The following is a 12,835-nucleotide window of genomic DNA, read 5'->3' as shown; positions in this document are numbered from 1 at the left end:
GGAAAGGGGAGTGCGCGTGTCCCATGAGCACGTGACGGTCGCGGAGGAGGAGTACCTCCAGATGCTCTTCTGGCTGTTCGAGGCGAACCTGCCGATGACCGGCGCGAACCTCGCGCGCGCGATGCAGCTGTCGGCGCCGACGGTCCACGAGATGATCGGCCGGCTGGAACGCGACGGCTACATCACCCGCGCGAGAGACAAGTCGATCTCGTTCACCGACCAGGGGCGCAGGGAGGCGGAGGAGGTCACCAGCCGCCACCGCCTGATCGAGCGCTTCCTGACCGACGTCGTCGGCGTCCCGTGGGACGACGTGCACGAGGAGGCCGAGCGGCTGGAGCACGCGATGACGCCGCGCTTCGAGGCGTACGTGCGCGCATCGGTCGCCGACGCGACGACCTGCCCGCACGGCCACCCGATCAAGGTCGGCGAGCGGATCTCCGGCGTGCCGCTGTCCGACTGCGAGATCGGCGCCAGCGTGCTGATCCTGCGGCTGGAGAACGAGGCCGAGGACGTCCTGCACTATCTGATGGACGCGGGCGTCGAACCGGGCCTGCAGGGCACCGTCGTCGCCAGCGACGACGAGCACGTCACGGTCCGGGCCGACGCCGACGGCTCCGAGCACACGCTCACGCGCAGCGTCGCCGAGACGGTCACCGTCAGAGCCGACCCGTCGCCGCCCGCCCGCACCGCGATCCCCGCCGAGCAGCTCGTGCTCGGAGCAAATCGCTACGGCCGCTAGCCGGCCGCCTGAGCGAACCGCTCAGGCGACCGGCAGGGAGTTGGCTGCTTCGGCGAGCCGCGTGACGCCCTCGCGGATCTGCTCGACGCTGACGCCGGAGTAGGCGAGGCGGAAGGCGTTCTCGCCGCCCTCGATCAGGAAGTCCGTGCCCTTCACGATCGCGACGCCGCGCTCGGCGGCGGCCTTGAAGAGCGCGTCGGCGTCGAAGCCCTCCGGCATCTCGACCCAGAGGAAGTAGCCGCCCTCGGGACGGACGAAGCGGGCCTCCGGCAGCTGCTCGGCGAGCGCGTCGCAGAGCGCGTCGGCGCGCTCCTTCAGCGCGACCTTGACGGTCTCGATCGAGCGCTCGTAGGAGCCGTCGCGGCAGAACGTGTTGACGATCGACTGCGCCACCATGTTCGGCGAGATGTAGGTGTTCGTCGCCAGCTTCGCGATCCGCGAGATCAGCTTCTCCGGGCCGACGAGGTAACCGACCCGGATGCCGGGGCAGACGGTCTTGGAGAACGAGGAGGCGTAGACGACCTGGTCGTCCTGCGCCATCGACAGCATCGTCGGCAGCGTCTCGCCGCTGAAGCGCAGCTCGACGTACGGGTCGTCCTCGAAGATCACGAAGCCGTTGGCCTTCGCCAGCTCGACGAGCGCCTCGCGCTTGGGCAGCGAGAGCGTGTAGCCGGCGGGGTTCTGGAAGTTCGGGATCAGGTGCGCTATCCGCGGCTTGACGCCGTCGGCGATCAGCGCCTGCACGCCGCTCACGTCGATCCCGTCCTCCTGCATCGCGACCGGGCGCAGGTCGCCCCCGCGCGAGCGCAGCGACAGCAGCGTGCGGTCGTACGTCGGCCGCTCGACGATCACGACGTCGTCGGGCTCGACGAGCGCCTCGAACAGGAACGCGTCGGCCTGCATCGACCCGTTCGTGACGATCACGTTCTCCTGCGCGACGCCGTGCTGCTCCGCGATCCAGGCGCGCAGCGGTCTGTAGCCGACCGACGTGCCGTACGAGAAGGTTCCGGCGGGGTCGTCCGCGAAGGCGCGGTCGGCCGCGGCGCGCAGGCCCTCGACGTCGATGATGTCGAGCGACGGAGCGCCGCGTGCGAAGGAGATCGGAGCGGGTTCGGAGGCCATCAGCCCAGGGTACGCAATGCCGTCCGGCGACGTAACCCCCGTGTTAACGACGCAGCGCCCCTGGAGGGGCGCTGCGCGTGTCCGAGCGGCGGGGAGGCGCCCCTCAGCCCAGGATCTCCATCGCGATCTCGGCGGTCTCGGTGGGAGTGCGACCGACGCGCACGCCCTTGGCCTCGAGGGCCTGGGCCTTGGCTCTCGCCGTGCCCGCGTTGCCGGAGACGATCGCGCCGGCGTGGCCCATCGTCTTGCCGGGCGGCGCCGTGAAGCCGGCGATGTAGGCGACGACCGGCTTGGTGACGTGCGCCGCGATGTACTCGGCCGCCTCCTCCTCGGCAGAGCCGCCGATCTCGCCGGACATGACGATGATCTCGGTCTCCGGATCGGCCTCGAACAGCTCGATGATGTCGATGAACGACGAGCCCGGGACCGGGTCGCCGCCGATGCCGACGATCGAGGAGTTGCCGAAGCCGCGCTGGGCCAGCTCGTTGCCGATCTGGTAGGTCAGCGTGCCGGAGCGCGACACGACGCCGACGTTGCCCGGCTTGAAGAACGACGCCGGGATGATGCCGACGCTCGCCTTGCCCGGCGACAGGATGCCCGGGCAGTTCGGGCCGATCAGGCGCACGTCCGCGTTGCGTCTGAGCTGCGTGTAGACGCGCAGCTCGTCGTGTGCCGGGATGCCCTCGGTGATCGCGATGATCAGTCTGACGCCGGCGTCCGCGGCCTCGAGGATCGAGTCGGCGGCGAAGCGCGGCGGGACGAAGATCATCGCCGTGTTCGCGCCGGCCTTCTCGACCGACTCCGCGACCGTGTTGAAGACGGGGATCCCGTCGACGTCCTGGCCGCCCTTGCCGGGCGTCACGCCCGCCACGACCTGCGTGCCGTAGCGCTTGTTGTTGGTCGCGTGGAACGTGCCCTCGCGGCCGGTGATGCCGGTGACGACGAGGCGGGTGTCGTTGTCGACGAGGACGCTCATGCTGCGACTCCGGTCTTCGCGCGCTCGACGACCAGTTCGGCCGCCTCGTTCATCGTCGCCGCGGTGGCGACGCCCGGCAGGTCAGCCTCGGCCAGCAGCCGCCGGCCCTCGACGTCGTTGGTGCCGTCGAGGCGCACGACGAACGGGACCGTCGGTCTGATCACCGCGTACGCCTCGATCAGGCCCTTCGCCACCTCGTCGCAGCGGGTGATGCCGCCGAAGATGTTGAAGAGGACGGCTCTGACCTTCTCGTCGGACAGGATCACCTCGACGGCGCTGACGATCGCCTCCGACTTCGAGCCGCCGCCCGCATCGAGGAAGTTCGCCGGCGCGCCGCCCGCCTGGGCGACGACGTCGAGCGTCGACATCACGAGCCCGGCGCCGTTGCCGAGGATCCCGATGTCGCCGTCGAGCTTCACGTACGTGAGCCCGCGCTCGTGCGCCATCTGCTCCTGCGGATCCTCCGCGGAGGGATCGCGCAACGCCGCGTTGTCGGCGTGGCGGTAGAGCGAGTTGTCGTCGAGCGTGACCTTCGCGTCGAGCGCACGCACCTCGCGCTCCGGCGTGACGATCAGCGGGTTGACCTCGATCAGCATCGCCTCTTCGGCGACGAACGTCGTGTAGAGCTTTGCGAGCATCGCTCCGACAGGACGGATCAGGTCGGCCGGGATGCCGGCGGCGAACGCCAGCTTGCGGCCGTGGAAGTCCTGAAAGCCCAGCAGCGGGTCGACGTGAAGTCTCGCAAGCGCATCCGGCGTCTTCTCGGCCACTTCCTCGATGTCCATGCCGCCCTGTGTGGAGAGCATGACGAGGGGCGCCTTGGCGGCGCGGTCGAAGACGATCGAGGCGTAGTACTCCTCGGCGATGTCAGAGGCAGCCTCGATCCAGACCTCATGGACCGTGAAGCCCTTGATGTCCATCCCGAGGATGTCGGTGGCGTACTGCGTCGCCTCCGCTCTGTCCTTCGCGAGTTTCACGCCGCCGGCCTTACCGCGGCCGCCGATCAGCACTTGCGCCTTCACGACGCAGGGATATCCAATTTCATCAGCCGCCGCGACGGCCACTTCGACCGTTGAGGCGGGCTTCCCGGAAGGGACCGGGATTCCGTGACGGGCGAAAAGCTGCTTGCCCTGATATTCGAGCAGGTCCATAGCGCTCGCGGACTCTACTCCGCGCTAGCAGAAACCGCCCCCAGGAAGCGCGAACCTCACCCGAGCAGGCATAATGCCGGGCCAATGGCGATTCCCAGAAATGTCACATTCGTTACGTTCGACGTCTACGGCACCCTGATCGACTGGGATACGGGCGCCTACGACGCTTTCGCCAGAGAGGCGAAGCGTGACGGCTTCACGATCGACCGCGACGCCCTCATCCCGCTGTTCCACTCGATACAGCAGGAGATCGAGGCCGGCTCGTACGAGCTCTACGCGGAGGTGCTGCGGCGCACCGCGGTCAGAACCTCGGAGGAGCTGGGCTGGGGCCTGGAGCCCTCGCGCTCGGGTTTCCTGCCCGACTCGGTCCAGCGCTGGCCCGCGTTCAGAGAGGCCAACCCGACGCTCGCGAGATTCGCGAAGCTGTTCAGAACCGGCCTGATCTCGAACATCGACGACAAGCTGCTCGGCCAGACGCGGCGCCACATCCCGCTCGACTTCGACCTCGTCGTGACGGCGCAGCAGGTGCGCTCGTACAAGCCGGACCCCGCGCACTTCAAGGAGTGCGAGCGGCGCGTCGGCGGCAAGAGAGGCTGGGTCCACGTCGGCTCCAGCTACGTGACGGACGTCGAGCCGTGCCTCAGAGCGAGAATCCCCGTCGTCTGGGTCAACCGCGACAGAGTCGCGCTCGAGAGCGGGCAGAAGAAGCCTGACGCGGAGGTCTCGAACCTGCGCGAGGCGTTCAGACTGCTCGCCGGCGACTGAGCTGAGCCGCGCACGATGAAGGCCGTCGCCGTCCACGCGGACGTGATCGTCGTCACGAGCCGGATCTGGAAGACGACCGCGACGGCCGTCCGCAGCGGCGACGAGGCGTTCCTGATCGACTCGCCGATCCTGCCGGACGAGCTGGAGATCCTGCCGGCGCTGATGGACCAGGCCGGCTTCCCGATCACCGGCCTGCTGGCGACGCACGCCGACTGGGACCACCTGCTCGGCCGCTACGCCTTCCCGGAGGCCGCGATCGGCTGCGGCGAGACGACCGCCGCACGGCTGACGGCCGAGCCCGGCGCCGCCGCGCGCGAGCTGCGCGCGTTCGACGAGGAGTACTACGTCGACCGCCCCAGCCCGCTGTCGCTGCCGGGCGTGCAGGCGCTGCCGGTGCCCGGCTACTGCGCCGTCGGCGAACAGGAGCTGGAGCTGCACCCGGCCGACGGCCACACGGCGGACGGCACCGCCGTCTGGATCCCGTGGGCGCGCGTGCTGGTCGTCGGCGACTACCTCTCCTCGCACGCGATCCCGGAGCTGTCGCCCGGGGCTTCGATCGACAACTACCTCGCGACGCTGAGACGGTTCGGCCCGCTGCTGACGCAGGCCGACGTCGTCGTGCCGGGCCACGGCGAGCCGCTCGACGGCGCCCGCGCCGCGGCGATCCTGCGCGAGGACGTCGCATACCTGGAAGGCCTGCGCGGCGAGGATCCCGACAGAGCCCCGCTCCCGCTCGCCCGCCGCACGACCGCGCAGAAGAACCTGCACCAGTACAACCTCTCGCTGCTGCGAGAGGGCAGAGCGGTCTAGCTAGCGCGGGTCGTCCAGCGAGCGCGCGAGGACGATCTCGCGGCGTCCGCCGGAGCGGCCGAGGACGAAGCCGAAGCGCTCGTAGAGCGCGATCGCGGGCGCGTTGTCCTCGTAGGCGTCCAGCTCGATCCAGCGGCTGTTGCGTTCGCGCGCCCGCTCCAGCGCCGCGGTCACCAGCGCGGCGCCGAGGCCCTCGCGGCGTGCGCGCTCGCGCACGAACAGGTCCTCCAGCACGCATTCCGTCCCCGCGCGCCAGAGGTTGAAGCCGAAGCGCAGCTGGCAGACGCCGGCGGCCGGGGCGCCGTCGGCGGCGGAGGCGAGCAGGAAGTCGGCCTCGTTGCGCTCCAGCATCCGCTCGACGCCCGCGTGGAACGCGTTGTCGGAGGGCCAGTCGCGGCCGATGTGATCGCGGAACTCGACGAGCAGCTCGGCGACCGTCTCGGCCTCGTGCGGCGTCGCGCGCCAGACGTGGGGAGCGGCGTCGCTCACGTTGGTCGCGTCCCGGCGGCGGCTACTCGGCCGCTGCCGGGGATCTGATGACGGCGATCGTGTCGCCGGCGCTGATCGACGCGCCCTCGGTGATCGGGATCTCGGCGATCACGCCCGCCTTGTGGGCGGTGATCTCGTTCTCCATCTTCATCGCCTCGATGATGCAGAGCAGCTGCCCCTCGGTCACGCTGTCGCCCTGTCTGACCTTGACTCTCCACATGTTGCCCTGCATCGGCGAGGGCAGCGTGTCGGCGCCGCCGCCGGCAGCGCCGCTCTTGCGCTCGCGCCGCGGTCTCTTCGCGCCCGGGCCGGCGCCGTTGTGCGCGACGACGGCGCCGCCGCCCGCGAACGGCGCGCCGATCACTCTGACGTCGAAGCGGCGGCCGGAGACCTCGACGGTGTAGGTCTGCTCGACCTTCGGGTCGTCCTCGTCGTCGCTCGGCGTGGGCGGCGGAAACGCGAGCGTTCTGAGCCACTTGCGATCCTCGACGAGGTCGCGGCAGGTCTCCGCGTCGCCCCACTGACGGGTCGAGAGGAGCGCGGTGTGGAACGGCAGCAGCGTCTTCAGCTCGCCGATCTCGTACTCCGCCAGCGCACGCAGCATCCGTCTCGTGGCGGACTCGCGGTCGACGTCCCAGACGATCAGCTTCGCGACCATCGGGTCGTACATCGGCGACACCTCGCCGCCGGCGCCGACGCCCGAGTCGACGCGCACGCCGGGGCCCGAGGGCTCCTTGTACGCGCCGATTCTGCCCGGCGCGGGGGCGAAGTTGCGCGAGGCGTCCTCGGCGTTGATGCGGCACTCGATCGCGTGGCCGCGCAGCTCGACGTCGTCCTGCGTGATCGACAGCGGCTCGCCGGCGGCGGCGCGGATGCCCTCTTTGACGATGTCGATCCCCGTCACCATCTCGGTCACGCAGTGCTCGACCTGCACGCGCGTGTTCATCTCGAGGAAGTAGTACTCGCCGTCCTGCAGCAGGCCCTCGATCGTGCCGGCGCCGACGTAGTGCACCGCCGCCGCGGCGTCGGTCGCGATCTTGCCGATCTTCGCGCGCAGCTCGGCGTCGACGGCCGGCGCGGGCGACTCCTCGATCAGCTTCTGGTGGCGGCGCTGGATCGAGCAGTCGCGCTCGCCGAGGTGGATCACGTTGCCGTGACGGTCGGCCAGCACCTGCACCTCGACGTGGCGCGGGTCCGGCAGGTAGCGCTCGAGGTAGACGGTCGCGTCGGAGAAGAACTTCTCGCCTTCGCGCGCGGCGCCCTCGAAGGCCGCCTCCAGCTCGTCGTCGGTCAGCGCGACGCGGAAGCCCTTGCCGCCGCCGCCGCCCGCCGCCTTGACGGCGACCGGGAAGCCGATCGTTCTCTCGATGATCTTGCGCGCCGCCTTGACGTCCTTGACCGGCTCGGTCGTGCCGGGCACGATCGGCACGCCGGCCTTCTGCATCAGATCGCGCGCGGCGGTCTTGGAGCCCATCGCGTCGATCGCGGCTGCGGGCGGCCCGATGAAGGTGATCCCCGCCTCCTCGCAGGCGGCGGCGAAGGCGGCGTTCTCGGCCAGGAAGCCGTAGCCGGGGTGGATCGCCTCGGCGCCGGATCTCTTCGCCACCGCGAGGATCTTGTCGACTCTGAGGTAGGACTCCGCGGCCGGGCCGGGGCCGATCAGGTACGCCTCGTCGGCGCGCTTGACGTGCAGGGCGTCGCGGTCCAGCTCCGAGTAGACGGCGACGGAGCCGATGCCCAGCTCTTCGCACGCGCGGATGACGCGGACGGCGATCTCGCCGCGATTGGCGATCAGAATCTTCGAGAACACGCGGCGGAAGGTTAGTCGCTGGTCGTGGAAAAGGACCCCGATGTCACGGCCGGTTCCTTGTGGTGCCGGACAACCCAGCGCGCGAACGCCTTGCGCACGCCCCAGACGGTGACGACGGCGTAGAGCCAGCCGAGCAGCACGTCGGCGACATAGTGCTCGCCGCTGTAGACGAGCGCGAACGCCATCGTGAGGGGATAGGCGACCAAGACGGCGCGGAGGTACCAGCGACGAGCGTTCTGCCAGAGCTCCAGCGAGATCAGCAGCGAGAAGGCGGCGTGCAGGGAGGGGACGGCCGCGACGTCGTTGGCGTACTCGTAGCCCGTCCCGACGAGGCCGAATCTTGGCGCGAAGCCGAGCTGTCCCCAGATCTCGGGGATCACGCGCACGGTGTGCGGGATCAGGCCCGCCTCGCCCGCCATCCACGGCGGCGCCGCGGGGAACAGCGCGTAGGTCGCGAAGCCCAGCAGCGACAGCACCGCGACGCAGGCGGCGTAGCGGCGGAAGCGCATCCGGTCGAGCTTCCAGAGGATTCCCGCCAACAGCGGCGTCGCGAAGAAGTGCGACATGTACACCGTCCAGGCGATCACGCCGTACCACGGCAGCGTGCCGCGCGTGTACAGATGGTCCTGCAGCCAGACGGTCGGCACCGTCCCGAAGAAGAGGAACTCGTCGACGTCGATCTGCGGCAGGAAGAACGGTCTGAAGACGAGCCCGTCGGCGGCGCCGCGCAGCAGGTCGTAGAGCGCGAGTATTCCGAAGAACGGCAGCCAGTCGAAGACGACGCCTCTGAACCAGCCGCCGAGGTCGCCGAGCGAGAACGCGAGCAGGCCGAGCACGACCCACGCGGCGATCCAGTCGCGCGTCAGCGGCAACCCCTCGAACGCGACGAACCAGATCGTCGCGAGCACCCAGATCGTCGGTACGACGACGCGGGCCAGGCGCATCCATCTGGACCCGCTTCGAAACGGGTTGCGGGTGGTGGTCGCTGCCGGAACGAAGTTCCACTGCATCGCGCGACCATAGCGTGCTGCGCATCGCGAGTTCCACGACCGCGGGACGCCGCTTCGCGACGCCCCGGGACTCGCGCTGAGGCTCCGTCTTACGGCGTGACGATCATCCCGGCGCCGACGGTGTCGTTGGTCGCCTCGTCGATCAGGATGAAGCTGCCGGTGTCGCGGTTGCGCTCGTAGGAGTCGAACGCGAGCGGCGCGCTGAGGCGCAGCTTGACGTGGCCGATCTCGTTCAGCGACAGGCCGCCCTCGGCCTCCTCGCGGTCGAGCGACTCGACGTTGAGGCGCCAGTCGATCGAGTCGACGACCGCGCGCGCCGCGCGCGTGGTGTGCTTGATCGCGTATCTGCCGCCCGGCTGCAGCGGCCGGTCGGCCATCCAGCAGACGACCGCCTCCAGTTCGCGCGCGACCGTCGGCGCGTCCGACGGGCGCGCGATCAGGTCGCCGCGCGAGACGTCGAGGTCGTCCTCCAGCAGCAGCGTGACCGACTGCGGCGGGAAGGCGACGTCGAGCGGGCCGTCGATCGTGTCGATCGCGGCGAGTCTGGTCGTGCGCCCGGACGGCAGCACGACGACCTCCTCGCCCGGCGTCAGCACGCCGCCGGCGACGGTGCCGCTGTAGCCGCGGTAGTCGTGGTGGCGCTCGTCGTTCTGCGGGCGCACGACCCACTGGACCGGGAAGCGCCAGTCGTCGAGGTTGCGGTCGCCCGATATCTCGACGGTCTCGAGGTGGTGCAGCAGCGGCTCGCCGGTGTACCACGGCATGTTCGTGGAGGCGTCGACGACGTTGTCGCCCTTCAGCGCGGAGATCGGGATGAAGGTGACCTCGCGGAAGCCGTCCAGTTGCGCCGACCACTGCTTGAAGTCGGCCACGATCGCGTCGAAGATCGCCTCGTCGTAGTCGACGAGGTCCATCTTGTTGACGCAGACGACGAGGTGCGGGGTGCGCAGCAGCGCCGAGATCGCGGCGTGGCGGCGCGACTGTCTGACGAGGCCGTTGCGGGCGTCGACGAGCACGAGCGAGAGGTCGGCCGTCGAGGCACCCGTCACCATGTTGCGCGTGTACTGCTCGTGGCCCGGGCAGTCGGCGATGATGAAGCGGCGTCTGTCGGTCTGGAACGAGCGGTAGGCGACGTCGATCGTGATGCCCTGCTCGCGCTCGGCGCGCAGGCCGTCGGTCAGCAGCGCGAGGTTCAGCTCGCCGTCGCCGCGCCGCTCGCTCGTCTCCTTCACGTGCGCGAGCTGGTCGGCGAGGATCGACTTCGCGTCGTGCAGCAGCCGGCCGATCAGGGTGCTCTTGCCGTCGTCGACCGAACCCGCCGTCGCGAACCGCAGCAGCTCCGTCGTGCTGGTGTCCTCGCCGTGGGGGCGTCCGTTCATGGTCGCCGTGACTGCCATTAGAAGTAACCCTCTCGCTTGCGATCTTCCATCGCGGCCTCCGTCACGCGGTCGTCCGCGCGCGTCTGGCCTCGTTCGGTGATGTTCGTCGCGGCGATCTCCGCGACGACCGTCTCCAGGGTGGCGGCGGTCGACTGGACCGCGCCGGTACAGGTGATGTCGCCGACGGTGCGGTAGCGCACCGTCTCGGTGAAGACGGTCTCGTGCTCGAACCGCTCCATGAAGTCGAAGGCGGCGTACAGCATGCCGTCGCGCGCGAAGACCTCGCGCTCGTGCGCGAAGTAGATCGACGGCAGCTCGAGCTCCTCGCGCTCGATGTACTGCCAGACGTCGAGCTCGGTCCAGTTCGAGATCGGGAAGACGCGCACGTGCTCGCCCTTGCGCACGCGGCCGTTGTAGAGCGACCACAGCTCCGGGCGCTGCGCCTTCGGGTCCCACTGGCCGAAGTCGTCGCGGAAGGAGAAGATCCGCTCCTTCGCGCGGGCGCGCTCCTCGTCGCGGCGGGCGCCGCCGAAGGCGGCGTCGAAGCCGTGCTCCTCGATCGCGTCCAGCAGCGTCACCGTCTGCAGCCGGTTGCGCGAGGCGCGCGGGCCGGTGTCCTCGACGACGCGGCCCTTGTCGATCGACTCCTGCACGGAGGCGACGATCAGCCGCTCGCCGATCTCCTCGATGCGACGGTCGCGGTACTCGGTCACTTCGGGGAAGTTGTGACCCGTGTCGACGTGCATCACCGGGAACGGGAAGCGGCCCGGACGGAACGCCTTCTCCGCCAGCCGCAGCAGCACGATCGAGTCCTTGCCGCCCGAGAAGAGCAGGACCGGCCGCTCAAGCTCGGCGGCGACCTCGCGCATGATGTGGATCGCCTCGGCTTCGAGTGCGTCCAGGTGTGAGAGCTCGTACGTCATGCCTGTTCCGTTGCCGTTGTGTCGGTGGTGAGAGTGGGTTGAGAAGGGTCTTCCTCGCGACGCTGACGCGTGCGATGAAGGGCGTATGCGGCGATCGCGACCGCGATCGGGCCTATGAAGATGACAGACACGGGGATGTCGGCGCCCGCTTTCTTCAGCAGCGCCAGTCCTGCTGCCAGCAGAACGATGCCCAGCGTCGGCCGCAGCGCGTTCTCCGGCAGCTTGAACGCGAGGTTCGATCCGATCCACACGCCGGGCAGCGATCCGAGCAGCAGATTGCCCGCCAGCAACAGGTCGACGTTGCCGCTGAAGAGGTGCGCGAGCGAGGCGACCCACAGCAGCAGCGCGGCGTGGAAGACGTCGGTGCCGACGACGCGGATCGGCGTCAGGCGGAAGATGATGATCAGCGCGACGGCGATCAGCGCACCGCTGCCGGCGGAGGTGAGGCCGAGCACGAAGCCGACCGAGACGCCGACGAGGATCGCGGCGACCTTGTGGCGGGTCTGGAAGTGCTCGACCGTGACGCGCTCGCCGCCGCTGCTCATGAACAGGGCCCGCGCGAGCACGGCGATGCCGGTCACGAACAGGGCGCCGGCGACCGCCGTCAGCAGGAAGGTGTCGAACGAGTCGCCGCCGAGCGCCTTCTCCAATCGGTGCAGCACCTCGACGCCGCCGAGCGCGCCGGGGATCGAGCCGACCGCCAGCCACAGCGCGATCGTCATGTCGACCGAGCCGCGGCGCCAGTGGCGCCAGCCGCCCAGCGTCTTCGTGACGGCCGCGTAGGCGAGGTCGGTGCCGATCGCGGTTGTGGGGGCGGTTCCGAGCACGAGAATCAAGAGGGGAGTCATCAGCGAGCCGCCGCCGATGCCGGTCATTCCGACCAGCATCCCGACGCCGAACCCGAACGCGATGACGAGAGGCCAGTCCATCGCGCCTCAGTGTTTCACTTGTCCGGTCGGAGAAACCGGCCGGTCAGCCATGCAGGCCGCACTCGACCTTGCCGTTGCCCGCCCAGCGGCCGCTGCGGTCCGCCGCCGGGACGGTGCAGTGGGTGCAGCCGATCGAAGCGTAGCCGCGGTCGTGCAGCGGGTTGTACGGCAGGTCGTGCTCGTGGATGTAGCGCCACACGTCTCTCTCGCTCCAGTCGGCGAGCGGGGCGGCCTTCCAGATCCCGTGCTTGGCGTCCCAGTCGATCTTCGGCGTGTTCGCCCGCGTCGGGGCCTGGTCGCGGCGCACGCCGACGATCCACGCGTCGACCTCGCCGAGCGCCTCCTTCAGCGGCACGACCTTGCGGATCGCGCAGCAGGCGTCGGGGTCCCGCTCCCACAGCGCGGCGCCGTGCTCGGCGGCCTGCTGTTCCAGCGACATGCCGCTCCAGGACTCGAACTCGGTGTCGTAGCGCGCTTCCATCGTTCTCCAGGTCTCGTACGTCTCCGGGAAGAGAACACCGGTGTCGAGCGTGAAGATGCGCGCCTGCGGCTCGATTCTCAGCAACAGGTCGACCATCACGGACTCCTCCTGCTGGAAGGAGCACGCCAGGTAGAGCTTCGGATGGAAGCGGTCGACCATCCGCGTGAGGACCCCGGTCGCGCTGAGCGACTCGGCGTCGGCGGTCAGAGAGCTGTCGGTGGGAACGGTCGCACTCATCGTCCGCAGAAATT

At 69.6% G+C, this 12,835-nt stretch carries 13 protein-coding genes; 3 read left to right on the top strand and 10 right to left on the bottom strand.

Annotation, left to right across the window (positions count from 1 at the left end):
* Positions 1–16 precede the first annotated feature (16 nt).
* Positions 17–739, top strand: a complete 723-nt coding sequence (locus tag Q7L65_RS06625) for a metal-dependent transcriptional regulator (RefSeq protein WP_304719636.1) — start codon at positions 17–19, stop codon at positions 737–739.
* 21 nt (positions 740–760) lie between these two features.
* On the opposite strand, the gene Q7L65_RS06620 is transcribed toward Q7L65_RS06625, so the two are convergent.
* The 3 genes from Q7L65_RS06620 to sucC all read right to left on the bottom strand — a co-directional run bounded on the left by Q7L65_RS06620 (position 761) and on the right by sucC (position 3,988).
* Positions 761–1,861: a PLP-dependent aminotransferase family protein gene (locus tag Q7L65_RS06620; protein ID WP_304719633.1), complete on the bottom strand. Its 1,101-nt coding sequence runs from the start codon at positions 1,859–1,861 to the stop codon at positions 761–763.
* Positions 1,862–1,964: 103 nt separating this feature from the next.
* Entirely contained in the window at positions 1,965–2,837 is an 873-nt protein-coding gene (gene sucD / locus Q7L65_RS06615) for a succinate--CoA ligase subunit alpha (protein ID WP_304719631.1), read from the bottom strand.
* Positions 2,834–3,988 carry an ADP-forming succinate--CoA ligase subunit beta gene (gene sucC, locus Q7L65_RS06610; RefSeq protein WP_304719630.1) on the bottom strand — a complete coding sequence of 385 codons (1,155 nt, stop codon included), beginning with the start codon at positions 3,986–3,988 and terminating at the stop codon, positions 2,834–2,836. The genes sucD and sucC overlap by 4 nt, the downstream gene beginning before the upstream one ends.
* Positions 3,989–4,072: 84 nt before the next feature.
* Here sucC and Q7L65_RS06605 point away from each other — a divergent pair, with 84 nt between their 5' ends.
* A complete protein-coding gene (locus tag Q7L65_RS06605; protein WP_304719628.1) occupies positions 4,073–4,753 on the top strand; it encodes an HAD-IA family hydrolase in 681 nt (226 codons plus the stop codon).
* A 15-nt stretch (positions 4,754–4,768) separates the two neighbouring features.
* Positions 4,769–5,563 carry an MBL fold metallo-hydrolase gene (locus Q7L65_RS06600; protein WP_304719626.1) on the top strand — a complete coding sequence of 265 codons (795 nt, stop codon included), beginning with the start codon at positions 4,769–4,771 and terminating at the stop codon, positions 5,561–5,563.
* Here the strand turns inward: Q7L65_RS06600 and Q7L65_RS06595 are convergent, their stop codons facing one another.
* The 7 genes from Q7L65_RS06595 to Q7L65_RS06565 form a co-directional block, all read right to left on the bottom strand.
* On the bottom strand, positions 5,564–6,052 hold the full coding sequence (locus Q7L65_RS06595) for an N-acetyltransferase (RefSeq protein WP_304719624.1): 489 nt from the start codon (positions 6,050–6,052) through the stop codon (positions 5,564–5,566).
* Between the two features lie 22 nt (positions 6,053–6,074).
* The gene (locus Q7L65_RS06590) at positions 6,075–7,862 is read right to left on the bottom strand and encodes an acetyl-CoA carboxylase biotin carboxylase subunit (RefSeq protein WP_304719622.1); all 1,788 of its coding nucleotides are present in this window, start codon (positions 7,860–7,862) and stop codon (positions 6,075–6,077) included.
* Positions 7,863–7,873: 11 nt separating this feature from the next.
* Positions 7,874–8,872 (bottom strand): phosphatase PAP2 family protein, encoded by a 999-nt coding sequence (locus tag Q7L65_RS06585; protein WP_304719620.1) that lies wholly within the window; start codon positions 8,870–8,872, stop codon positions 7,874–7,876.
* Positions 8,873–8,961: 89 nt separating this feature from the next.
* A complete protein-coding gene (locus Q7L65_RS06580) occupies positions 8,962–10,251 on the bottom strand; it encodes a sulfate adenylyltransferase subunit 1 (RefSeq protein WP_304719618.1) in 1,290 nt (429 codons plus the stop codon).
* 17 nt (positions 10,252–10,268) lie between these two features.
* Positions 10,269–11,174: a sulfate adenylyltransferase subunit CysD gene (gene cysD, locus Q7L65_RS06575; RefSeq protein ID WP_304719616.1), complete on the bottom strand. Its 906-nt coding sequence runs from the start codon at positions 11,172–11,174 to the stop codon at positions 10,269–10,271.
* Positions 11,171–12,103 carry a sulfite exporter TauE/SafE family protein gene (locus Q7L65_RS06570; RefSeq protein ID WP_304719615.1) on the bottom strand — a complete coding sequence of 311 codons (933 nt, stop codon included), beginning with the start codon at positions 12,101–12,103 and terminating at the stop codon, positions 11,171–11,173. Before Q7L65_RS06570 ends, cysD begins: the two co-directional genes overlap by 4 nt.
* A 43-nt stretch (positions 12,104–12,146) precedes the next feature.
* On the bottom strand, positions 12,147–12,821 hold the full coding sequence (locus Q7L65_RS06565) for a phosphoadenylyl-sulfate reductase (RefSeq protein WP_304719614.1): 675 nt from the start codon (positions 12,819–12,821) through the stop codon (positions 12,147–12,149).
* Between the last annotated feature and the right edge of the window lie 14 nt (positions 12,822–12,835).

Source organism: Conexibacter sp. CPCC 206217 (genome assembly GCF_030646165.1).
Lineage (GTDB): Bacteria > Actinomycetota > Thermoleophilia > Solirubrobacterales > Solirubrobacteraceae > Conexibacter.
The sequence above is the reverse complement of the archived record's forward strand: the minus strand, read 5'-3'. Positions and strand labels throughout refer to the sequence as shown.